This is a genomic window from Flavobacterium sp. LHD-85, assembly GCF_030929595.1.
In the GTDB taxonomy this organism is placed as follows: domain Bacteria; phylum Bacteroidota; class Bacteroidia; order Flavobacteriales; family Flavobacteriaceae; genus Flavobacterium.
Genome location: NZ_JAVFVR010000001.1, coordinates 1,233,987 through 1,257,850 on the forward strand (window position 1 = coordinate 1,233,987; position 23,864 = coordinate 1,257,850).

Below are 23,864 nucleotides of genomic sequence, written 5' to 3' on the forward strand. Positions count from 1 at the left end.
GTATTTGCTAGAAATAAAAAATCAAGTTTCTGTGTAAAATTTAACAACAAACTATATAGTGCTTAAAAACATATCATTGAGCTTTGGAATAAATTTTATTAATTTATTATTTCCATTGTTATTAATTCCATTTTACATCAAAACATTTGGAATTGATACTTACGGTTTAATTGCAATATCCATGGCATTCATTAATATAGTTTCTGTTTTATATGATTATTCCTGGTATGCATTTGCGCCGATAGAGATTCAAAAAGTAAAAAACGAGCCCAGTTTAATCAATCAATATATTTCTAAAATCATTAATTGCAAGATTGCGGTATTTCTGCCATCTGTATTTTTATTACTTGCTTTTATTTTATGTTCTGAAATAAAATACAATATGATTTTTTCATTTTCATTACTGGTATTTCTATTTTCAAGATCTCAAAACAACCTCTGTTTCTTTATCGGATTGGATAAAGTTTTTCCTTATTTCATCATTAATACTATTGTAAAAATTGGTTGTATTGCCCTGATTTTTATAACTCTACTTGAAAAAACTGATTATCAGTTTGTTTTTTACTATCTGGGAATATCTGATATTCTAATTTTCATTCTTTCTACTTTATATTTAGTCAAAAAAAATGATTTTAAGTACCATTTTTCATCTATTTCAGAAATTTACGATGAACTTGTTTTTGGCCATAAATTGTTTTTAACCAACCTAACTATTTGTGCTCTGATGAATTCGAGTACGATAATTTTAAGTGTCTTTTTTGACAATAGGATTGTAGGAATTTATAATGTCGCAGAGAAAATTATTATGCTTTGCAAACAATCAATCAGTGTATTATTTCAAGGTGTTTATTTTAAAGCTTGCGAAATTGGAATTTCAAAGATTAAACAGCTCAACCATTTCCTAAAATCAATTTTTTGGGCTTATTTTTTAATGTATGGCTTTGGAGGTCTTTTATTAATTGTTTTTCCCAATTTAATCATTAGTATTTTAAGTTCAGAATATACTATTAATTCCTCTCTATATTTAATTTACCTTGCTCCAATCCCGCTTATTAATGCATTGAACCAATCTGCTTACATGTCGTTATTACTGCATCATAAAAAAAGCATTTATTTTAATGCGCATCTTTACGGACTGATTATTAATATTATTCTTTCTTTTGTTCTATGCTATTTTATGAAAGTTTATGGTATAATTTTATCTTTAATTTTAACTGAAGTATTTATAACTGTTTATCTCAATTTTGCCATTGTCAAAAATGACGAGTTAAATTTTTTCAAGAACAAAACTGTCTAAAATGAATTTTTCAAAAAAGCTTATTAAACCAATACTTTATTTGCTTGTAGGTTCTTCTCTGATCTATTTTATAGAAGCTTTTCAATCTATTATGATGATTGTAACAGCTTTGTTATTAATAAGTTTTACTACGTTTGAAGATTTTAAAATTTCTAAAAAGAATGCTCCTTTTCTGCTTTCTTTCTTCATTTTAGCTTTTTATTACACCCTGTTTTTTAGTTCTAAAAGTCTCAAACTTATTGCCGAAAGTTTGCTGTTATTTGTTATTCCGCTCTTGAGCATTTATTTATATCAGTTAGAAACGTTTACAAAAGATCTAAAAAAAATACAATTTGCTTACAGTATTTCGTTGAGCTTACTATGTTTGTATTTTTTAGTTTTTTACATTTATGACATTCCTAATCATCACTTTGATTGGTATTTAGCGCGTTATAATCTAGAATTTTATAATAAAATACATGGCACTTACATTTGTTTATGGATTGCAATTGCTATTTTATTTCTAGCCGATCTCACCTCTGGATTTAAACAGTTTTCTTTGCCGAAAAAGGTTTTATTTAGTGTTATGTTTGCCCTTCTTTTTTCAGGATTAATTATTTACAATTCAAGAAATATTATTGTTGGTCTTATTATAATTTCGAGTATTCGATTTCTGCTATTAAAAAAACGAAACAAAACGATTTCAAAAAAACTGCTTTTTCTGGTCTTATTTGCCGTTATCACTGTTATTTTGTTATCGCAACGTTATCTAGAAGATATTCAATTTTTATTTGAAAATTCGTTTAAAAATTCGACTCGATACGCGGCTTGGTCTTGTAGCGCTCAATTAATTTACGACTCCAATTTTTTGGGTATGGACTTTAATTTAATTCAGGAAAAATTAAACGAATGTTATGTTCCTTTTCACAGTTTGGAACTAACAAAATTTAAAATTAATTCTCACAATCAATATCTTGATTTTTTATTAAAAGGTGGAATTTTAATGCTTTTGGCTTTTATTTCGATCTTGTTCGTAAAAGTAAAATACGCTCTTAAAAGCCACAATTACTTGTATTTATCAGTAACCATCTTGTTTGTTATTTCATTTATAACCGAAAATATTCTGGTAAGACAATATGGAATTTACAGCTATTTTTTATGTGATGTTTTGTTTCTCGGTTCTATTCTTGGAAATAAAAATCATAGTAGATATGAAGTAAAAAAATACTAATGTTGGTATATATAGCATACATCCATCGCTACAGCAAACAAACAAATAAATCATACAGCCAACTAAATAGAGATAATTGTTGTTTTTGGTTGTAATGGCAATATAAACCGGCATAAAAAAAGAAAAGCAAAACAGTAAAATTCCAACAAAACCAAGTTGTTTAAAAATAGACAAATACACAATTTCTTCAATAAACTTAAAAGTTTGGCTTCCAAAAAAGCTTAAACCACTTACTTGTCTAATCTGCTCGATTCTTCCTCCTAATTTTGAATCTAAAATAAACCCAGATAATGAGCCATATTGAAAATAACGATTCATAAAAAATGTCCCGATAACAACCAGAATTAATCCCAGTAAAGCATAAATTCTTATCAGTCTGAAAATACTGTCTTTATAAATAAGCACAAAATAAAACAGTAATCCAAGCCAGACAGTTCTTGATAATGTAAGTATTAAAGCCAAAATTACTATCATCAATTTTATCTTAGAAGTATTTTTTTGATGAAAAATAGGAAATAGCATTAAAAGGCAAACTCCAAAAATGTTTCCATTATTGTAGGTAGAAATCAGCTTATAAAGCGAACCTCTCATATTGTATTTTCCTTCTAAAGTGCCCAAATCTCCTGCATTTACAGTCACATAAGGAATTTCAATATAATGCCCCGTAACTTGCTTGAAAATAAAAAGCAAAACGCCATACAAAGAAACTAAAAATACTGCCTGAGTTATTTTTTCTTCTATGAAGTAATAATTTATTTTCTTTAAAAATGGACTTAAAAAAAGGTAAAAGAATAACGGAAGAAATGCAAAACTCACGTAGAAAGCCACAAGATTTCCAAGTGAACCTGAATATCCTCTAAAAATCAGATTTAACGAAAAATAAACAACAAATGGCAAAGTCGCCAAGTAACAAGTAAGATGTTTGGACTGTACTAAAAATGCCTTTTTTTCTAGCAGTATTATAATTAAAAGCAGAAAAATTAGCCCTAAATATAAATATCCCCAAGTGAAAGGTATTCCTGCAATTTTGAAGCCTCCTTTTGGCAGATAAACTAAAAATAGCAACGCAATAAAAAAAAGATACTCTCTAATTTTTTCGTTATTCAAAATAAGTTTAAAATTAAATCGCATCTTTTTTTAACTATTTTTTACTTGTAAATATTTAGTATTTAAGTCTTTGTAATTCGTCCATTAATTCTTTATTACCCATCAAAAAAGGATCATATTGATTATTAACCTGACTTAGTTTGTAACCGAAGTAGTTTGGATCCCAGGTAACAAATTCGTTACCATAAAAATATTTTTTGTAAGCTTCAAAATCTCCATCAATTACTTTCGAATTATGTTGTATAGAGATATTTTTGATAGTAACATTCTGCTGAGTAGTATTATAACCTAAATCTACTCGAATATTTTCAGGAAAAACTTTATCTGGAAAATTGACTACAATTTTTTGCATTTCGTTTGATGCATAAACTGGTCGAAAAACTGAGTTTTCATCTTTCCATTCCCCGCCTTCCGGCAAATAAAAAATCTGTAGTTTATCATTTTTTGCAAAAACAGCTTCAATAGTAACGGTAAAAACATCTTTTTTTCTGGCTATGTTTTCTTCCTTTTTCCCACAAGATGATAGTAATAAAGCAATTAAAACGCAGGTCGAAATGACTTTAAATTTCATTTTAAAAAAATTATATTATTTGTTTTTTTCTTTTTCTACAAGTAAAAGCTGCTTTTTGTAAAATGCCTTAAATGAATTAAGAAGCACAAAAAGTAAAATAAATAAAAACGGAAGATAAAACTTTAGCTTACTATTTATCGATTTTTTGCTTTCTACATTAATTGTACTGCTTATTTCTTTGATTGTTTTATTGTAACTAATCAATTTAAGTCTATTTCTTCCTTGATCTTCAATTAATGTTTGTTTTGTTTTTATAAGATCATTCAGTTGCGTATTCTCGTTATAATAAACCAATTTGTCATTTCGAGTTCCTTTTGCAACATTAGAAAAATTACTTAAAACAGTATTAATCTGCTTGATAATCGAATCGTTTTGAACAATATTTGATTGTAAATTTTTTAATTCAATTTTCTGAATAGCATTAAAATATTCTGAATTATTTAAAAAATTTAAAATCGGCGTCGCAAAATCTGAATCATTTCCTATTTTACTTGTAGTAAAAGAAATCGTGTGATATCTGTAGTTTTTACTGGTTATGGTGTCTACCAATATTTTATTGATATCGCCATTTTCGGCCATAAGTTCCAATAATTGAAAATTACGCTCTTTGTTTTCTACAAACTTATAAGCTTCAACTATTGGCCTGATTAGAATTCTTTTAATCAATTTTGGCTTTTTAACACCAACAACATTTTTTAGAAAAACAGTATCATTTGAAATCAATTTTGACTGCAGCAGATCAATTTTTGAATACAAATAATCTACACTTTCAAAATTTGGTTCTACAATAATTTGATTACTGTATGTTTTTCTTGTTGTATCTAAATACCAGCCAATTGCAAAACCAGTTACGATCAATACTAAAACTATAATCCAGTTTCTTAGAAAGAATTGAATACTGTTAAAAATAGAACGATTGAGTCTCTCAAAAAAGTCACTAATTTTTTTTGAAATCTGAACTAAATCAATCTCCTGATCTTCCTGGTTCTGCGGTACTTTTGTACTCATTTACGACTATTTAATATTGAAAATCTGTTCTAAAATTTTAATGGTAATCAAATATGTTGGTTTTACACCAGTTGTTCCCAATCCGCCAGAAGCCAAAGTACTTCCTGTCTCCAAAGGATTATCTGAAGCATAATAAGCATAGCGAACTTTAATATCGTGTGGCACGCTTTTTCTAATTTTTGATGCCGACTGAATTGCTTTTTGGTAATAAGATCCTTCCATTTCAAGACCAATTACACCCCAAGTAGATTCGTGGAAGAATTTCAATAAATCTCTGTTTTGCAATGAAGTTCCAAGAACGGTTACCATTGCGCCTTCATAAATGTCAATATCGTTTCCTTCGAACATTGCGCCTGTAAGTTCATTTTCGAAGAAATAATTATCTGCAGTTCCTTCATTTATATGTGCTGTTGGAATCATGATATCTCCTTTTCCACCTTCTAGAATTCCAGCTTTACCCATAATAGAAACTGATTTTACGTTAAGTAAAGTTTCTTTTTTAAATGGCTTCAAAAGCTCGTCGATTGTTTCATAAGCCTGCTCTCCAAAAGCATAATCCATTACGATAATAACAGGTTTATCTTCACCAACATTAGCGTGTGAAAAAGCTGTTTTTGACCAGTCAATTTTAGCTGTGTCAAAAATTTGAACATCGATATTGGTTCCCGAACAATCTGGCAGCGAAACCATTCCGTTTTTTAAAGCCAAATCTTCTACTTGAGATCTGATTTCTTTTGAACCTGAGCTGCTTAATTCCTCATAAATAAAGAAATCTGTTTTTCCTTTATACTTTGTTTTCAGCAAAGGCGTTGCAAAAATCGAATTCATCACACTATGCATGTTAGCACTGATAACGTGAATTGGTCTTTTCAGTAAATTGTTTGCTTTTAAAACTTCCTTAATATTTGTCGCCCAGATTTCTCCATGAATATGGTGTCCTAATCTTTCACGTAAAACTGGACTAAAAGTAATTGTACGTTTGTTGTTTTCAACAATTTCTTCAATCGCCAGTTTTCCTAACCAGTAAATAACGTGCAAGAAACGATCTGGCGCATTTTCTGAACCAAAAGCGTCATAAATATCTAAAACTTCCTCAAAAGTTCTCGCTAAAATATTGGCAACATGCGAAATTGCTTTTTCTTTTTCTACCAAAGTAAGCTTTTTAGTCTGCATAACTGCTTGCTCTAGTTTCTGCCAATCGCGAGAAACCTCTCCTCCATCGTCTATTAAAACTCTGTTTTTGATTTTATGAGATTCGATGAAAATGAAAGTCAAATGCGTCAGGATATCATAAATATCTGAACGCCCGCGCGTGATTTCGACATTCATTTGCTCTTCATCAATTCTATAGCAGTTTCTTCTTCTTTTTGGAGGAACAATCGGCTGAAAATGCGATTTAGAATAGCCTTCGTCCGAAGTTAAATTTATGAATCGACATTGCTCAATTCCAATTGGAAGACGCTCAATAACGTACAAAAGTCCGTTTAACTCTACTTTTTCTTCGGCAATATTTCCATAAATTTCTGGGCGTAAAGCCAATAATGATTCGCGTAAGCTGTCACCAGAAACTCCCATTGGTTTGTAAAAACCTCGGTTGAATAAATGGCGCATTGTAATGTACATTTTTTCTATCGCGGCAGAAGATTCCTGCGCTCTTGATCTCGATATATGTTTAGTTTCTTTCATGTCTTTTTAATTTTAAAATCATCTTCATTTGTAAAGAAGATGTGAATATTTCAATAAACGAAAGTAGGAATTATATATACAACTTTAATGAATTTCCATTTAACAAATTGTTAGAAAGCCTAAATCATTGATTTTCTTTGTATTCATTAAAAATTTTTACAATACCTGGATTTTGATTCGAATAAATAATTTTAATAGTATCGTTCACTCTAAAATAATCCGAACGAAAATTTACTGAATACTTATCATTCCCATATTCAATAAAAATATAATTATTTCCTTTTATGTTTTTGTTTATTTTTTTTAAAACAATGTTTTCAATTACTCCATTTGTTGTCAATTCATTGTTTTCATAAATTTTTACAGAATATCTAAATAAAAAAATGGTTAAAAACAAAATTGGAAATCCAATAAAGGAAATTGCTCTCTTAAATCTTTCAGCTTTTTTTAAACCTATTTCCGAAACATAATATTCATTGCTGATTAAATCGAATGGAGAAATAAACTGATGATGATCGATATTAACTACTAAAAGTCTAATTATCATTATAGTAAGAAACAATATTCCGATCCAGCATATTCCGATAGAAAGTAATAAAATGATAGTACCTTTATTTAAACCTGAAAAAATTAATGGATCTGTCCACCAATATTTAATCGCCAATAAAATACCTATTGCATTTAATATTAAATAAATCGATAAATATTTTATTTTTGTTTTTAGATTCATTCGATTTTAATTTCAGACAATTATCAAATATATTTCTCTACCTCAAATTATCCGCAATATCTCTATTATTTGATAATCTCGGAATCTTATTCTGTCCGCCCAGTTTTCCTTGTGATTTCATATAATCTTGAAATCCGTTTTTAGAAACTTTCGTGATCACTACTTTTCTTAAAACATTTCCGGTAATTAAGTCATCGTAATAGATATTTTGCTTTCGCATCGAACTGTCAATCGTTTCAGCAAAAACTTCCATGTTTTCAGGCTCTTTTTCAAACTCAATCAGCCATTCATGATACGGAAGTCCGTTATCTGGATTAATCTGAGGTGCCACGGTAAATTCATTGATTACTATATTAGTTGAATTTACAGCTTCTTTCATCGCATTTTCGACTTCATTAGCAATAACGTGTTCGCCAAAAGCCGAAATATAATGTTTGATACGTCCAGAAACTATAACACGGTACGGCGCCAAAGATGTAAATTGAACAGTATCTCCAATATTATAACGCCAAAGTCCTGCGTTGGTAGAGATAATCAAGACGTAATTTACTCCTAGCTCAACTTCACCAATTGTATATACTTTCGGGTTTTCGCTAAAAAATTCATCTGCTTTTATAAACTCATAGAAAATTCCTGAATTCAAAAGTAATAACATTCCTTTTTCTTTCTGCGAATCTTGGTACGCAAAAAATCCTTCAGAGGCAGGAAACAATTCAATGCTATCTACTTTTTTACCTATCATCTGTTCAAATTTCGCTCGATAAGGCTCGTAATTTACTCCGCCGTAAATAAACAGATTAAAGTTTTTGAATATCTCGCTAATCTTTTTCCCTTCGCTTTTTTGCTGTAGACGTTCAAAATACATCTGTACCCAAGACGGAATTCCAGAGATAACCGACATATCTTCTTTTATGGTTTCGTCTACAATGGCATCTACTTTGGTTTCCCAATCATCAATACAATTGGTTTCCCAAGACGGCATTCTGTTTTTCTGTAAATATTTAGGAACAAAATGTGCTACAATTCCCGAAAGTCTGCCAAATTTAATTCCGTATTTTTCAGTCAGGATTGGACTTCCCTGCAAAAAAATCATTTTTCCGTCAACAAAATCGGCTTTTCCAGTTTCGTTAATATAATGAAGAATTGCATTTCGCGCCGCTTCTATATGATACGGCATGGATTCTTTGGTAAGCGGAATAAATTTTGCTCCAGACGTTGTTCCCGAAGTTTTAGCAAAATATAATGGTTTCCCTTTCCAGAGAATATCAGCTTCTCCTTTTACAACTTTTTCTACATAAGGTTTTAAATCTTCATAATCCCTTACAGGAACAAGTTTCTGAAAATCTTCGAAAGTTTTTATTTGATTAAAATAATGATCTTTTCCAAATTCGGTGTCTTGAGCATTTTCAATCAGACTTTCAAAAACCTTTTGTTGCGTTTCAACAGGTTTTTCGGCCCATCTAAGCGTTTGTTTATATATTTTTCGGGCAAAAATTTTCGCCGCAATTGACTTAATTGACATTTTCAGTGGTATTATTTTTTGTCACTTTTCCTTTTGTCTTTAGATTCAGCCTTGATTTCTTTTTCTGTTTCGGCTACGTCTTCTCTCAATTTTATTTCAGCATCAGATGCTTTCATATTTACATCTGAAGCATCTTCAACAGATTCTGATAATATTGAATCTTTATTAAATTTTGAATATTCTAGTTCGCCCTTTAAAACTTTCTGAATGCCTTTTATGTAAATTTCATTCTGTCTTAAAGCCGTTTCTAAAGAATCTGATTTAATTGCTAGTCTAGTAGCGTTTCGTTTTAATTCTGTAGAAGAATATCCTGGAATAAATTCGCGAAGCGGTGTAAAAGCAATAATAAAAGTAGTAACCAAAATTAGAAATATTCCTCCTAAAGTAAACGTTACAAAGACATTCATTAAAGTAAGCCTAAAAGAAAATATCTCTTCAAAAGTGTCTTCATTTAAAATTACTAATCGGTTTTTAATGAACAGTTTTTTCCTAAAATTCCCTTTATTTTTTTTAGTCATTATGCTTCTTTATTCTAGCAAATATAGTAATTAATCGTCACGAAATTTGTTCGAAAAATTTCATGAAGACCTATAATTTACGATTTTATAAAATATTTAACGCGGTTTCATACAAATATTTTAAACTAAAAATACTTCTATTTCGTATATTTCTATATACCTTTGCGGAATAATTAAGAAAAACAATTTGCTTCGGCATTAAATATATTAGTCATGGGAAGATTAGGTCTTACAGAAATCCTTGTTATCGTAGGTATTGTGATATTACTTTTTGGAGGTAAAAAAATTCCAGAATTAATGAAAGGTTTAGGAAGTGGAATTAAGGAATTTAAAAACGCTGCTAAAGACGATCAACCTGCTGCTTCTAAAAAACAAGAGGAAGAAACGAAATAATAAATTCGAAAAAATTAAAATCCCAGATTACAATGTAGTCTGGGATTTTTTATTGCTTACAAATTTCGCCAAATTTTCTGAGAGAAAATTTCTATATATTTGACGCAAACTTATGTATATGAAAAAAACTCTACTCTTTTTACTTTTCTTTTTACGGTTTATTTCTTTATCAGCTCAAAATCCAGCTGAAATTGAACACAATTTCGGAACAATTCCTGGATTTGATGACGAAGTAAAATGTATACTAATTCAATCTGATGGAAAAATAATTATGGCTGGAAAATTTTCTAGCTATAACGGAAACTCCAACATCAAACAAATAGTTCGTTTAAATCCTGATGGAAGTATTGATTATTCTTTTAATTATATTAGAGAGGGTGAATATTATGAAATATTGTCTATTGCATTACAATCTGATGGAAAGATACTTGTGGGAGGCACAAATTATCTCGCAGAAAAACGATTAATTCGTTTAAATGTTGATGGTAGTAAAGATAATACTTTTGACGTAGGATCGAATTTTATTGTAAAAAATAGGGTAAGTTCTATAAGCATACAACCAGATGGTAAAATACTAGCAGCTGGTGATTATTTAATAGCACGTTTAAATTCGGATGGAAGTAATGATGCCTCTTTTAATTTAGGAACTGGTTTTGATAACAAAATTTCATCTATAGCTCTACAACAAGATGGAAAAATAGTTGCAGGAGGATCGTTTAATAAATTTAAAGGAATTAATCAAAATTATTTAATTCGTCTAAATTCGGATGGAAGTAAAGATAGTACATTTGATATTGGGACTGGATTCAATGGTTTCGTTAATACTATTATTATTCAGCCAGATGGAAAAATAATAGTAGGAGGTCGTTTTGGCACTTATCAAGGAAGTTCTCAAAATCGTTTGATTCGCCTAAATACAAATGGAAGTAAAGATTCCTCTTTTGTTGTTGATAATTATAGAGATGTAAACGATTCGACAGGTGTAACTTCTTTGGCGCTACAGTCAAATGGCAAAATAGTTGTTGGCTACGGGGGTAGTGGTAACTCCGATAAATCAGCAGTTTTGCAATATTTAAACCCAGATGGAACGAAAGATCAAAATTTCATTGGAACTAGATTCAACCATGATATTTATTCTGTAGCTATTTTAAATGATGGAAAAATATTGGTTGGAGGTAAATTTCGAGGTTGGCGAAACAATATTCAGTACTATAATATTCAATATTATATGGTTTGTTTAAATGCTGATGCAACCAAAGATATGACATTCAATAAAGAAACTGGTTTTGACGGTATAATATTATGTTCTGCTTTGCAAAAAGATGGTAAAATTTTGGTTGGTGGTTATTTCAATAATTATAAAGGAATTCTACAAAGAAATCTGATTCGTTTAAATTCTGATGGAAGTATTGATAATTCTTTTAATTTGCAATATAAATTCAATAATTCAATTACTTCTATAATCTTACAACCAGATGGGAAAATATTAGTAATGGGTTCATTCACTTACTATGATAACAATAACTATAACACCTCTAAACAGTATCTCGTACGTTTAAATCCTGATGGAACATTAGACACTTCTTTCGCTAAGAGATTTGATTATGAAGTTAGCGCAATAGCTTTACAAACTGATGGAAAAGTATTAGTTCATACATATCAAGATAATTTTCCTAACCTCCCAAAAAACAAATTATATCGATTAAATCAAGATGGAACTCAAGATCAATCTTTCTTAACAGGGACAGATTTTAACAATGTAGCCTATAGTATTGTTGAACAGTCAGATGGAAAAATACTTGTAGGCGGTCAATTTACTTCTTTTCAAGGAACCACTCAAAATCGTTTAATTCGTTTAAATGCTGATGGAAGTAAAGATAATTCGTTTAATATAGGAACAGGATTTGATGCCAGCGTTAGATGTATAACTTTACAAGATGATGGAAAAATTTTAGTTGGCGGTGATTTTGACAATTTTAAAGAGATTCCTCAAGTAAATTTGATCCGATTAAATAAAGATGGAATTAAAGATGAATCATTTGATTTGGGAATTGGTTTTGGACATTTACCCAGATCAAGTTACAGCTTGGGTGTTAAATCAATAGTTTTACAAAAAGATAAAAAGATAATTGTTGGAGGAGAATTTCAGTCTTATAAAGAAAGTGTTCAAAATCGCTTAATTCTTTTAAATACTGATGGAAGTAAAGACAATTCCTTTGATATAGGAACGGGATTTAACGCTCCTATCGAGACTATAGCATTATACTCAGATGGAAAAATATTACTAGGAGGATGGTTTTTATCTTATAAAGACCAGCTTTCTTCAAATTTAATTCGTTTAAAAGGAACTGAGGTTGTTTTATCAAACGAAGATTTCATCAAAGAAAACAAATCATTTTCTGTATGGCCAAATCCAGTAAAAAATACATTAAATATTAACTCACTTAATAAATCTAATTACTCAGTAAAAATTTATGATTTGTTAGGAAGATTGATTTACACAAAAGAAAATGTAAATACTTCAATAGATGTAAGCTCTTTTACATCAGGTTTGTATTTAATTAAAATAAAATCCGAAAATGGAGAAGCTTCACAAAAGTTTATAAAAATATAATCCTTTGATTTAAAAAGTAAAACTCCCAAATTACAATTGTAATTTGGGAGTTTTTTTTATTTAAAGATTCCAACCGTTTTGGAATTTAAGAAATTGGAATTTTTACAAAACCATCGTCAACTGAATTCTCTTTCTATCTTCATCAACCTCAGTAACTTTAACATCAACATGCTGATGTAATTTTACCACTTCGTTTACATCGCTTACAAATCCAGCTTTTAACTGCGAAATATGCACTAAACCGCTTTCTTTGATTCCGATGTCAACAAAACAGCCAAAGTTGGTGATGTTATTAACAATTCCTGGTAATATCATTCCGGTTTTCAAATCTTTTATTGATTTTACGTTGGCATCAAACTCAAAAACCTTAGCCGACTTTCTCGGATCCAATCCAGGCTTTTCAAGCTCTTTTATAATGTCTTTTAGCGTAAGTAAACCAATTTCAGGTGTAACATACTTTTCTGGCTTAATAAGCGCTGTTTTCTCTTTATTTGCAATTAATTCATTTAAAGAAATATTCAAATCCTTCGCCATCTTTTCAACAACCGGATAAGCTTCTGGATGTACTGCCGAATTATCCAACGGATTTTTAGCATTTGTAATTCTAATAAACGCCGCTCCTTGCTGATATGCTTTGTCTCCAAGACGAGGCACTTTTTTAAGCTGTTTTCTGTCTTCAAAAGGTCCGTTTTCAGAACGGTATTGTACAATGTTTTCCGCCAGCTTCTCCCCGATTCCACTCACATAACTCAATAAGTGTTTACTTGCGGTATTAATATTAATTCCAACCGAGTTTACACAACGTATAACCGTGCTGTCCAATTCTTCTTTAAGTTTCGTTTGGTCAACATCGTGCTGATACTGTCCCACTCCAATTGCTTTTGGGTCGATTTTTACCAATTCGGCCAAAGGATCTGAAAGTCGTCGCCCGATTGAAACTGAACCACGAACAGTCACATCGTAATTTGGAAATTCTTCACGCGCAATTTTTGAAGCCGAATATACTGAAGCTCCAGCCTCAGAAACCACAAAAACCTGAACTGGTTTGTCAAACGCGATTTTTTTAATGAAAAATTCTGTCTCTCTTGAAGCTGTACCATTTCCGATAGAAATCGCATCAATCTGATACGCATTTACCATCGAACGGATTTTCTTTATCGCCATAGTTTCCTCGTTTTGAGGTGCGTGCGGATAAATGGTTTCATTGTATAATAAATCGCCTTTTTCATCCAGACAAACTATTTTACAACCACTTCTAAATCCAGGATCAATTGCTAAAATACGTTTTTCTCCTAACGGCGGAGCCAATAGCAACTGACCTAAATTATTAGCAAAAACCTGAATTGAATTCGCATCTGCTTTTGCTTTTGCTTCCTGCAACGTTTCGTTACCAATTGCAGGATTCAGTAAACGTTTATAACTGTCTTCAATTGCTAATTGCAAATGAGCTGTTGAATTATTTTGTTTTTTAATGATAATTTCGTCAATAACATCGTAGGCATCGTCGATATCAACATCAATTTTCATTTTGATAAAACCTTCGTTTTCTGCACGAAGCATTGCTAATAAACGGTGCGCTGGCGCTTTTGTCAAAGGCTCTTCCCAATCAAAATACTGATCGAATTTTTTTGCGCCTTCTTCTTCGGCTTTCTTTTTAACCACTTTTGTTGTGATTGTCGCTTTACGTTGAAACAATCTTCTTAATTGTTTACGAACATAGATATTTTCGTTAATCCATTCTGCTACAATATCTCTTGCGCCTTGAATAGCGGCTTCTTCGTTAATAACATTTTCATTAATATATTGTGTCGAAATAAAATCGATATCGGCATCACTTTCAGATATAATCAGTTTAGCCAAAGGTTCTAAACCGAATTCACGCGCAACATCGGCTTTTGTTTTTTTCTTCTTTTTGTATGGAAGGTAAAAATCTTCTATTTCTTGTAAATCAAAACTGTCTTCAATTTTTTTCTTCAAATCGGGTGTAAGCGCTTTTTGCTCTTCAATAGATTTTAAAACCGCTTCTTTACGTTTTATAAGTGTATCATAATCTTTTTGAAGTTTCGCAATCTGCTCAATTACAGTTTCATCTAGATTTCCAGTAGAATCTTTTCGGTAACGCGAAATAAACGGAATCGTACAATCTTCTTCTAATAATTTTACTGTGTTTTGAATACTGACTGCGGGCGCCTGAACAGACTTGGCAATGAATTGAATATTAGTCATACTTTTAATGAAATGATTTTCTTACTTAAAAATGATATAATTTACTTGTTAAAACGTTTCTGCAAAATAGTAAATCATTCGGCTAAAATAATATCTTTGTTTCTAATTTTAAGCCTATGAAAATTTTATTATTATATTTTTTATTGATAAACATTCTGGTTTTTATTTTCGCGGGATATGACAAATCTCAAGCCCGAAAAAATAACCGACGTGTTTCTGAAAAAACCTTGTTTCTCATGGCTTTAACCGGTGGATCTCCAGGGTTATTAACAGCAATGTTATTATTTAGACATAAAACGAGTAAAACTTCTTTTATTGTAAAGTTTGTTGCTATTTTAGTAATTCAAGCTACACTCATAATTGCTTATTTAAACTATAAAAAGTAGATATTAACATTGTTGATAACTCAAAAAAAAGTATATAAATAACTGAATAATAAATACTTAAAATAAAAAACCGAGCAAATTAAAAATTGGCCCGGTGTATTTATGAATAGGTGCGCAGCACCGAATTTTTTTTTGACTTTTTATGCGCAAGCAATTTTGTTCACTCTATTTTGGTGTCTTCCGCCTTCAAAAGCTGTATCCAAGAAAGTTTCAACGATTTCAACAGCTTGATGAATAGAAGTAAACCTTGCTGGAATACTTACAATGTTTGCATCATTGTGTAAACGTGTTAAATACGCGATTTCTTTAGTCCAGCATAAGCCAGCTCTCACTTTCGGGTGTTTATTAACAGTCATTGCGATTCCGTTACCACTTCCGCAGATTACGATTCCAAAATCAGCTTTACCTTCAGATACATCATTGGCAACTGGATGCCCAAAATCTGGATAATCTACAGAAGCATCAGTATCTGTACCGTAGTTAGTTACTTCATATCCTCTCGCTTTCAGCATTTCAACAATTGCTTTTTTATATTCTGGTCCTGCGTGATCGTTTCCTATCGAAATTTTCATTTTTCTATACTATTAAGTTGTGTTATGCAAATTTACTCAATTAATAAATGGTTGCCACGAATTACACCAATTTTCACAAATTTTTTTCTTTATACGTACTATATCAACAAAGCAATTTATAATTATTTTACATTCATAAAATTCATGACTAAAACTCTCATTTCACAACTATCTTACTCTCAAAAACTTATAGGTTATTAACAATTTTAATAAGTCTATAACTATCTCACAATCAATGAAGAATAAACAGAATATTTGTTAAAATTTTAAGGTGTTAATAGGAGTTTGTAATCGCTTGATATTCAATTAACTTTAAGTTAACAGAAAATGTTAATAAGTTCGAAAAGAAAATTAGAAGTTTTTTTTGGTTGTTTCGAAAAAATACTTAATCCAAAACTGGAATGAAATATGCAAGAAAAGTTTCGTGAATTTTTGGAAAAGTTATCAATATCAAAAATACCATTTTCAACAGAAATCAACATATCAACTTATCTACAAAATCAATTCAATTTTGGTTGTCAACCGTTGTTAATTAAAATACAAAAAGTCTTATAAATTAATCATTTAACCAAAAATAACTATGTTGATAACTCAGAATAAATAAGTAAAACGAGATTTCAATGACTTCAAAAAAAAAATTATTCGACATATTAACAAGCTATAATAACAACCAAATTTTTTTAAATTTTAAAAATTCTTTTTTGTTGTATTTAATATATGTTGAAAACTAAAAAAGTTGAAATTGAAAAAATTTTATTTTAGTTTGAATTTTACTCTGATTTGAATTTGTTTTGAATCTTGTTTCAGACGATTTTAAGCGGATTGTTGAGATTGTCCAGAATTTGCTGAACTTCTTCGAAATCGTTGGGATGTACTTTGAGTCTGATGCCTCCAAGCGCAGCCGAGTACATTGGAGCGACAGATAATGTCATTTCGTTTTCAAAAAAATAAGGGATTCCTTCCTGTTCCAGTAAGTGTTTGAGAACCACTGTTTCGTGCTGATAATTGAATACGGCGATGGTTTGAAAGCTTTCCATAAAGGCTGTTTTTGTAAATGTACGAAAAGTTATAATTTTAATAATTCTATTTGTTAAAATCTGTAATCTGATTTCTTATTTGTAATTTTAAACCTTATTAGAAAAGATATATGAGTAAGAAAATTAGAAAGCCGATAAAAAAAGAGAAAGATTTCTCTGGGAAGATCCTGAAGATTTTATCGCAAAATGCTAATAAGCCATTCAATTACAAACAAATAGGAGCAAAGTTAGAACTTGATGATACAAAAAGCAGAAATCAGATTATAAAAGATCTAAAGATTCTGGCAGCTCAGAAAAAAATTATAGAAACAGAACCTGGAAAATACTTAGTAAAAGCTATTAGTCAGGATTACTACGAAGGAACAATAGATATGACGAGCAGAAAAACGGCATATTTTATTTGTGACGAGTTTGAGGAAGATGTTTTTATTCCGACCAATAATTTGAATCGTGCTTTAGATAAAGACAAAGTAAAAGTTTACGTTTATAACAGAAGAAAAGGAAAAAGACCTGAGGGTGAAGTAATTGAAGTTATAGAAAGAGATAAAACAGAGTTTGTAGGTGTAATTGATATGCAGCCGAATTTTGCTTTTGTTTCTACTGCAAACCCTAAAATGTATACCGATATTTTTATCCCTAAAGATAAAATTGGTGAAGCAGAAAACGGTGATGTTGTTTTAGTTAAGATTGAAGATTGGCCAAAAAGAGCCGATAGTCCGTTTGGATCTGTAATTAGAGTTTTAGGAAAACCTGGAGAACATAATACTGAAATTCATGCGATTTTAGCAGAATACGGATTGCCAGCCGATTTTCCTGTTGAAGTAGAAGTTTTTGCACAAAAACTAGATACTTCGATTCAGGAATCTGAGATTGCAAAGCGTCGTGATATGCGTGATACACTTACCTTTACGATAGATCCAAAAGATGCAAAAGATTTTGATGATGCTTTGTCTTTCAAAAAGTTAGAGAATGGAAACTTTGAAATTGGAATTCATATTGCAGACGTTTCGTATTATCTTGAAGAAGGAACAATCTTGGATGATGAAGCGTATCAAAGAGCCACTTCGGTTTATTTGGTAGATAGAGTAGTGCCAATGCTTCCAGAAGTATTGTCTAACTTTGCCTGTTCGCTTCGTCCAAATGAAGAGAAATATACTTTCTCTGCCGTATTTGAAGTTTCTCCAACTGCACAAGTTATTAACCAATGGTTTGGAAGAACTGTAATTTATTCAGATCAGCGTTTTGCTTACGAAGAGGCTCAGCATATTATTGAAACAAAAGGAAATAACACGATTCCAGTTGATATCTCTATTACTGGAGATTCTTATGTTGTGTCAGATGAAATTGTTGAAGCTACTTTAAAACTAGATGAATTAGCGAAGATTTTAAGAAAGAAAAGAATGCAGCAAGGCGCTATTTCTTTTGATAAAGTGGAAGTGAAATTTAATCTTAATGAAGAAGGAGAACCAGAAGGAGTTTATTTTAAAATATCAAAAGATGCCAATCATTTGATTGAAGAGTTTATGCTTTTGGCTAACAGAAAAGTAGCAGAATACATTGGAAAACAGAAGAAAACCTTTGTTTATCGTATTCACGACGAACCAAATGAAGATAAACTGATTGCAATGCAAACTGTTATTGCTAAGTTTGGTTATAAGATTGATTTTAGAACAAAAGGCGATATAGCAAAATCTATAAACGCTTTGATGGAAGAAGTAAATGGTAAGAAAGAACAAAATCTTATTGATACTCTTGCTATTAGAAGTATGAGCAAAGCCAAATATTCGACAGATAATATTGGACATTACGGTTTAGCTTTTGATTATTACAGCCATTTTACATCGCCAATTCGTCGTTATCCAGACGTTATGGTACACAGATTGTTGCAGTATTATCTGGACGGAGGAGCTTCTGTAGACGAAGAAACTTACGAAACAAAATGTCTGCATTGTTCAAACATGGAAAATTTAGCCACAAATGCTGAGCGTGACAGTATCAAATACATGCAGGTTAAATACATGCAGGATCACCAAGACGAAGAATTCCTTGGAGTTATTTCTGGTGTTACCGAATGGGGAATTTATGTTGAAATCGTTTCTAATAAATGCGAAGGAATGGTAAGAATCAGAGAGATAAAAGAAGATTACTATACTTTTGACGAAAGACAATATGCCTTGGTTGGAGCTAATTCAAATCGTTTATTGCAGTTGGGAGATGAAATTTATGTGAAGGTAAAAAATGCCGACTTAGTGAAAAAACAACTGGATTTTCATTTTTTAAGACGAGCAGAATAAAATAATTAATTTAAAAATAAAAGTATGAAAAAGCTAATTATAGGAGCAGCAATTTTATTTGTACAAATGTCTTTTGGTCAGGTAACCAAAGAGTTGGGTGATTTTGATACCGTTAAGGTTTTTGATAAATTAAGCGTAAAAGTAGTTCAGGCATCTGAAAATAGAATTGTTATAAAAGGAACAAGAGAAGCTGAAGTTGAAGTTGTTAATAAGAATGGTATTTTAAAATTAAGAATGCCTTTTCCTAAACTTTTATCAGGAAATGATCTAAGTATTACTTTATATTACAAGCATATAGAATTAATTGATGTGAATGAAGGGGCAACAGTAACAAGCAATGAAGCTATCAAAGCTACTTCGTTTAAAGTAAGCGCTCAAGAAGGCGGAGTTATTAATGTTGATTTAGATGTTGATAAACTAAAAGTAAGCTCAGTATCAGGAGGTTCTATTACATTAACTGGTAAAGCTGCAAATCAAGATGCTAGTTTAGGAGCTGGAGGTTATTTATTGGCAAGTAAACTTAGCACGTCTCAGACTACTGTGAGCGTTTCTGCGGGCGGAAAAGCCGATATTAATGCTTCTACCCTTGTCGATGCAAAAGTGAGCGCAGGAGGCTCTATTTACATTTATGGAAAACCAAAGCAAATAAACCAGAAAACTGTTTTTGGTGGTAAAATAGAAGAAGTAAAATAACACGAGATATTTGATGATAAATGATATTCTGGCTGGACTGCCATGGGGACTTGTTCTTAGTTTTATGGTTGGCCCAGTATTTTTTGTTTTATTAGAAACCAGTATTACTAAAGGATTTAGAGCTGCAATTGTTTTTGATTTAGGCGTAGTATTGGGTGATATTTTTTTTATTGCTATTGCTTATCTTGGAAGTTATAGACTCATTTCTAGTTTAAAAGACGATCCAGCACTTTTTATTTTTGGAGGAATAATTATGCTTTCTTATGGTATTATTTCATTTGTAAAACTAAAGAAAGAAGAAAAAATAAACGATGAAGAAATTGATCGAGATATTCTGAAAAGAAACTATGGAAGTTTGTTTGTAAAAGGCTTTTTACTTAACGTTATCAACATTGGTGTTCTTGGTTTCTGGCTTGCTGTAATTATTTCGGTAGGACCAAAATTAGATATGCAGACTCCAAGAATGATGACATTTTTTACTGCTGTAATTATCACTTATTTATTAATAGATTGTGCTAAAATTTTATTAGCTAAACAGTTAAAATCAAAAATGACTCCAACAAATATTCTTAAGATCAAAAAAGGAATTAGCGTTGTTTTAATGGTTTTCGGATTTGCTTTAGTAATTCAAGGATGGTTTCCTAAAGAAAAAGAAATGGTTAAAAATGCCTTTGAAAGAATAGAGAAGAAGTAGTTGTTAATAACTCAAAATATTAAAATTAAACCTCTGAATTTCAGAGGTTTTTTTGTGTTTATAAGTGTTGGTTTAGAACTTTGTAAAAGTTTCAAACTTTGACAAAGTTGACAACAGTTTGTCATTTCGACGAAGGAGAAATCTTCACGAGAAGCTCTACAAAGATTGGACAAATTTTTGCGGAGTTACTTGTGAAGATTTCTCCTTCGTCGAAATGACAAGATTGTGGAAAAATTAAGCACAAAAAAAAGAGACACATTTCTGTATCTCTTTTTGAGGCATCGTCCGGATTCGAACCGGAGTAGGAGCTTTTGCAGAGCCCAGCCTAGCCGCTCGGCCACGACGCCATTACTTGAACGGTTGGCAAAAGTAACTAAAATCTTTAAATTTCAAAAGTTTCATAGTAACTATTTTAAAATTTTAGGATTTTAATTTTTAAAATTACTTCCTAATTTCCGTCATTTTTATAGTAACTGACTCAACATCACCACCAATAGGCGGATTTATTTTAGAAACCCAAACTGTGGTTTTTTCTATCATTTCTATCTCTGCCAGCACACGAATATTGATTCTTTTGGCAACATGTTCCAATAAATGAGAACGAATTGCCATTTCTTCTGTTACAATTTTGTTCAAATGAACGTAGTCAACAGTATCTAAAAGATGATCTGTTTCTGCTGATTTCTGTAGATTGGTTTTAATTTTTAGATCAACTGTATAATCAGATCCAATTTTTCCTTCTTCAATTAAACATCCGTGGTAAGAAAAAGTACGGATATTTTTCAATTTTATAACTCCCATTTTTGTATTGTTTCACGTTTAAAGTTTCAGGTTTTATGCCAGTTAGATAACTTTAAACCTGAAACCTGAAACCTTTTTTTTATCTTTGCTAAAATTACTATAAAATAATGGCATCAGAAGAGAAATCACTCAATTTTATTGAACAAATCATAGAGGAAGACGTAAAATCGGGTCTTTCAAATACTAAACTTCGCTTTCGTTTTCCACCAGAACCTAATGGTTATTTACACATTGGGCACGCAAGTTCTATTGCGTTAAATTTTGGTTTAGGAATTGATTATCAATCTCCTGTGAATTTACGTTTTGATGATACCAACCCTGAAAAAGAAGAGCAGGAATTTGTTGATGCTATTAAAAAAGATGTAGAATGGTTAGGATATACTTGGGCTGAAGAATGTTATGCATCAGATTATTTCCAACAATTATACGATTGGGCAGTTTTCTTAATTAAGAAAGATAAAGCTTATGTTGATAGTCAGACTTCTGAAGAAATGGCGATCCAAAAAGGAACTCCAACAACTCCAGGAACTGATAGTCCGTACAGAAATCGTTCAGTTGAAGAAAACTTAGATTTATTCGAAAGAATGAAAAACGGTGAATTTGAGGCTGGTACTCATATTCTTCGTGCAAAAATTGACATGAAATCAACAAACATGTTAATGCGTGATCCTATCATGTACAGAATTTTACACAAACATCACCATAGAACTGGAGATGCCTGGAAAATTTATCCAATGTACGATTGGGCACACGGACAAAGTGATTATTTAGAACAAATTTCTCATTCATTTTGTACACTAGAATTCTTGCCTCACCGTGAATTATACGATTGGTTTTTAGATCAGATTTTTGATGATAATAAGCTTCGTCCAAAACAAAGAGAATTTGCTAGACGTAACTTATCACACACAGTTGTTAGTAAAAGAAAATTACAGCAACTAGTTAAAGAAAAGCATGTTAACGGTTGGGATGATCCAAGAATGTCAACCATTTCTGGATTAAGAAGACGTGGTTATACAGCTGCTTCTTTGCGTAATTTTGCTAATACAATTGGTATTGCAAAACGTGATAATTTGATTAATGTATCGGTTTTAGAATTTTGTATTCGTGAAGATTTGAACAAAATTGCACCTCGTGTAATGGCTGTTTTAGATCCTGTAAAACTGGTAATTACCAATTATCCAGAAGGAAAAGAAGAGTGGTTGGAAGCTGAAAATAACCAAGAAGATGAAAATGCAGGTTTCAGAAAAGTGCCTTTTTCTCGTGAATTATACATTGAAAGAGAAGACTTTTTAGAAGAAGCTCCAGCTAAATTTTTCCGTTTGACTTTAGGAAAAGAAGTTCGTCTTAAAAATGCTTATATCATTAAAGGTGAATCTGTTATAAAAGATGAAAACGGTAATATTACAGAAATTCACGTAACGTATGATACAGATTCTTTAAGCGGAAGCGGGACTGAAGCAAGCCAAAGAAAAGTATCAGGAACATTACATTGGGTTTCTATCAAACATGCATTAGAAGCAGAAGTTCGTTTGTACGATCGTTTGTTTACAGATGAAGCTCCAGACAGTTATAAAGAGAAAAATTTCTTAGATTTTGTGAATCCTAATTCATTAGAAATTGTAACCGGATATGTTGAACCAAGTTTATCAACAGCTCAAAATGAAGATAAATTTCAGTTTCAACGTTTAGGATATTTTACTGTTGATAAAGACTCAACTCCTTCAAAATTAGTATTTAACAAAACTGTTGGATTGAAAGATGCTTGGGAAGAAAAGGGTAAAAAAGAAGAAAACAGTATTAATAATTCTTTGAAAGATATCAACAAATATTTTAAAGTTGAAACTAAAGCTGAAAGAATTGCAATTGAAAGTGCGATAGGGGAGAACATCAAAAATATCTCTACTTTTTCTCTTTTACAGAATTCTTTAAAGAAGAATATCAATAATAATAAGGCTTCGCTGTTGTTTTCTCAGTTTATTTTGAAGTATTCAAACTGGAAATCAACAGATTTTGAAGAAGAAGATATTAAGAAATTATATTCAATGTCTCTAAAAAGTGAATCGACTTATGTAAGATCAAAAGCACTTTTGAATTTAAGAGATATTGAAAGTGAAGATTTGAGAAATCAGTTTTCAGATGAAATTTTAAAATTATATTCAAATCCACCAAAAAATGCTTCTGAAAGAGAAATTGAAATTCTTTCTGAAATGGTAAAGAAGTAATATCAACTTAATTTATGAAAAGCGCTTTTATAAGCGCTTTTTTTTATTATATAGATTAACTATTAAAATTAATAATTTTATAATTTTTATAGATTTAAAGTGACTTTCATAAATTGATTTTAATAGAAAATAAAAATATGTTGGATAAGGAATTCATTTTTTTAATTTTCTTCTATTTGGAAGCTTTATTTTAATTTTAGTCTTTTTTTACTCCCAATTTTTGCTATAAAACTTTATTATATAGTTTATATTGATGTGATTTATATTTTCAATCATGTAT

The 23,864-nt window shown here is 30.7% G+C and carries 20 protein-coding genes and 1 tRNA gene; 9 read left to right on the forward strand and 12 right to left on the reverse strand.

The annotated features are described in order from the left end of the window. The first annotated feature begins 58 nt into the window (after positions 1-58). Together RB618_RS05345 and RB618_RS05350 are read left to right on the forward strand one after the other, a co-directional pair. The gene (locus RB618_RS05345; protein WP_308067808.1) at positions 59-1,297 is read left to right on the forward strand and encodes an oligosaccharide flippase family protein; all 1,239 of its coding nucleotides are present in this window, start codon (positions 59-61) and stop codon (positions 1,295-1,297) included. 1 nt (position 1,298) lies between these two features. Beyond that, entirely contained in the window at positions 1,299-2,507 is a 1,209-nt protein-coding gene (locus RB618_RS05350; protein WP_308067809.1) for an O-antigen ligase family protein, read from the forward strand. On the opposite strand, the gene RB618_RS05355 is transcribed toward RB618_RS05350, so the two are convergent. From RB618_RS05355 to RB618_RS05385, 7 genes are all read right to left on the reverse strand, one after another. After that, positions 2,433-3,638: a hypothetical protein gene (locus tag RB618_RS05355; RefSeq protein ID WP_308067810.1), complete on the reverse strand. Its 1,206-nt coding sequence runs from the start codon at positions 3,636-3,638 to the stop codon at positions 2,433-2,435. The two genes, RB618_RS05350 and RB618_RS05355, sit on opposite strands and share 75 nt — an antisense overlap. A gap of 31 nt (positions 3,639-3,669) precedes the next feature. After that, complete coding sequence (locus RB618_RS05360) at positions 3,670-4,185, reverse strand: hypothetical protein (RefSeq protein WP_308067811.1); 516 nt, start codon at positions 4,183-4,185, stop codon at positions 3,670-3,672. A 15-nt stretch (positions 4,186-4,200) separates the two neighbouring features. Continuing rightward, positions 4,201-5,193, reverse strand: a complete 993-nt coding sequence (locus tag RB618_RS05365; RefSeq protein WP_308067812.1) for a hypothetical protein — start codon at positions 5,191-5,193, stop codon at positions 4,201-4,203. Positions 5,194-5,199: 6 nt separating this feature from the next. Continuing rightward, entirely contained in the window at positions 5,200-6,879 is a 1,680-nt protein-coding gene (locus RB618_RS05370) for a hypothetical protein (protein WP_308067813.1), read from the reverse strand. A gap of 124 nt (positions 6,880-7,003) precedes the next feature. Next, positions 7,004-7,609, reverse strand: a complete 606-nt coding sequence (locus RB618_RS05375; protein ID WP_308067814.1) for a hypothetical protein — start codon at positions 7,607-7,609, stop codon at positions 7,004-7,006. A gap of 37 nt (positions 7,610-7,646) precedes the next feature. Next, entirely contained in the window at positions 7,647-9,131 is a 1,485-nt protein-coding gene (locus RB618_RS05380) for a GH3 auxin-responsive promoter family protein (RefSeq protein WP_308067815.1), read from the reverse strand. An 11-nt stretch (positions 9,132-9,142) separates the two neighbouring features. Next, a complete protein-coding gene (locus RB618_RS05385; protein WP_308067816.1) occupies positions 9,143-9,649 on the reverse strand; it encodes a peptidase in 507 nt (168 codons plus the stop codon). Positions 9,650-9,862: 213 nt separating this feature from the next. Here RB618_RS05385 and RB618_RS05390 point away from each other — a divergent pair, with 213 nt between their 5' ends. Both RB618_RS05390 and RB618_RS05395 read left to right on the forward strand, forming a co-directional pair. Then, positions 9,863-10,042, forward strand: coding sequence for a twin-arginine translocase TatA/TatE family subunit (locus RB618_RS05390; RefSeq protein WP_008465789.1), 180 nt, complete (start codon positions 9,863-9,865; stop codon positions 10,040-10,042). Positions 10,043-10,160: 118 nt separating this feature from the next. Then, on the forward strand, positions 10,161-12,656 hold the full coding sequence (locus RB618_RS05395) for a T9SS type A sorting domain-containing protein (RefSeq protein WP_308067817.1): 2,496 nt from the start codon (positions 10,161-10,163) through the stop codon (positions 12,654-12,656). 102 nt (positions 12,657-12,758) lie between these two features. Here RB618_RS05395 and RB618_RS05400 read toward each other — a convergent pair whose 3' ends face one another. Continuing rightward, a complete protein-coding gene (locus RB618_RS05400) occupies positions 12,759-14,882 on the reverse strand; it encodes a Tex family protein (RefSeq protein ID WP_308067818.1) in 2,124 nt (707 codons plus the stop codon). 116 nt (positions 14,883-14,998) lie between these two features. Between RB618_RS05400 and RB618_RS05405 the strand changes: the two genes are divergently transcribed. Further along, on the forward strand, positions 14,999-15,268 hold the full coding sequence (locus RB618_RS05405) for a DUF1294 domain-containing protein (RefSeq protein ID WP_308067819.1): 270 nt from the start codon (positions 14,999-15,001) through the stop codon (positions 15,266-15,268). A gap of 140 nt (positions 15,269-15,408) precedes the next feature. Here RB618_RS05405 and rpiB read toward each other — a convergent pair whose 3' ends face one another. Further along, complete coding sequence (gene rpiB, locus RB618_RS05410) at positions 15,409-15,840, reverse strand: ribose 5-phosphate isomerase B (RefSeq protein WP_008465784.1); 432 nt, start codon at positions 15,838-15,840, stop codon at positions 15,409-15,411. A gap of 803 nt (positions 15,841-16,643) precedes the next feature. Then, a complete protein-coding gene (locus RB618_RS05415) occupies positions 16,644-16,877 on the reverse strand; it encodes a putative signal transducing protein (protein ID WP_308067820.1) in 234 nt (77 codons plus the stop codon). Positions 16,878-16,987: 110 nt separating this feature from the next. On the opposite strand from RB618_RS05415, the gene rnr reads away from it, so the two are divergent. From rnr to RB618_RS05430, 3 genes are read left to right on the forward strand one after another with little or no spacing between them, the layout of a single operon-like run. After that, positions 16,988-19,171, forward strand: a complete 2,184-nt coding sequence (rnr, locus tag RB618_RS05420) for a ribonuclease R (RefSeq protein WP_308067821.1) — start codon at positions 16,988-16,990, stop codon at positions 19,169-19,171. Positions 19,172-19,195: 24 nt separating this feature from the next. Further along, positions 19,196-19,864 carry a head GIN domain-containing protein gene (locus RB618_RS05425; protein WP_308067822.1) on the forward strand — a complete coding sequence of 223 codons (669 nt, stop codon included), beginning with the start codon at positions 19,196-19,198 and terminating at the stop codon, positions 19,862-19,864. A 13-nt stretch (positions 19,865-19,877) separates the two neighbouring features. Further along, on the forward strand, positions 19,878-20,558 hold the full coding sequence (locus RB618_RS05430) for a LysE family translocator (protein ID WP_111378732.1): 681 nt from the start codon (positions 19,878-19,880) through the stop codon (positions 20,556-20,558). Between the two features lie 276 nt (positions 20,559-20,834). Here RB618_RS05430 and RB618_RS05435 read toward each other — a convergent pair. Further along, a tRNA-Cys gene (locus RB618_RS05435) sits at positions 20,835-20,905 on the reverse strand. A 94-nt stretch (positions 20,906-20,999) separates the two neighbouring features. Beyond that, positions 21,000-21,359 carry a dihydroneopterin aldolase gene (gene folB, locus RB618_RS05440; protein ID WP_125718486.1) on the reverse strand — a complete coding sequence of 120 codons (360 nt, stop codon included), beginning with the start codon at positions 21,357-21,359 and terminating at the stop codon, positions 21,000-21,002. Positions 21,360-21,466: 107 nt separating this feature from the next. On the opposite strand from folB, the gene RB618_RS05445 reads away from it, so the two are divergent. Further along, positions 21,467-23,584 carry a glutamine--tRNA ligase/YqeY domain fusion protein gene (locus tag RB618_RS05445; protein WP_308067823.1) on the forward strand — a complete coding sequence of 706 codons (2,118 nt, stop codon included), beginning with the start codon at positions 21,467-21,469 and terminating at the stop codon, positions 23,582-23,584. Positions 23,585-23,864 lie beyond the last annotated feature (280 nt).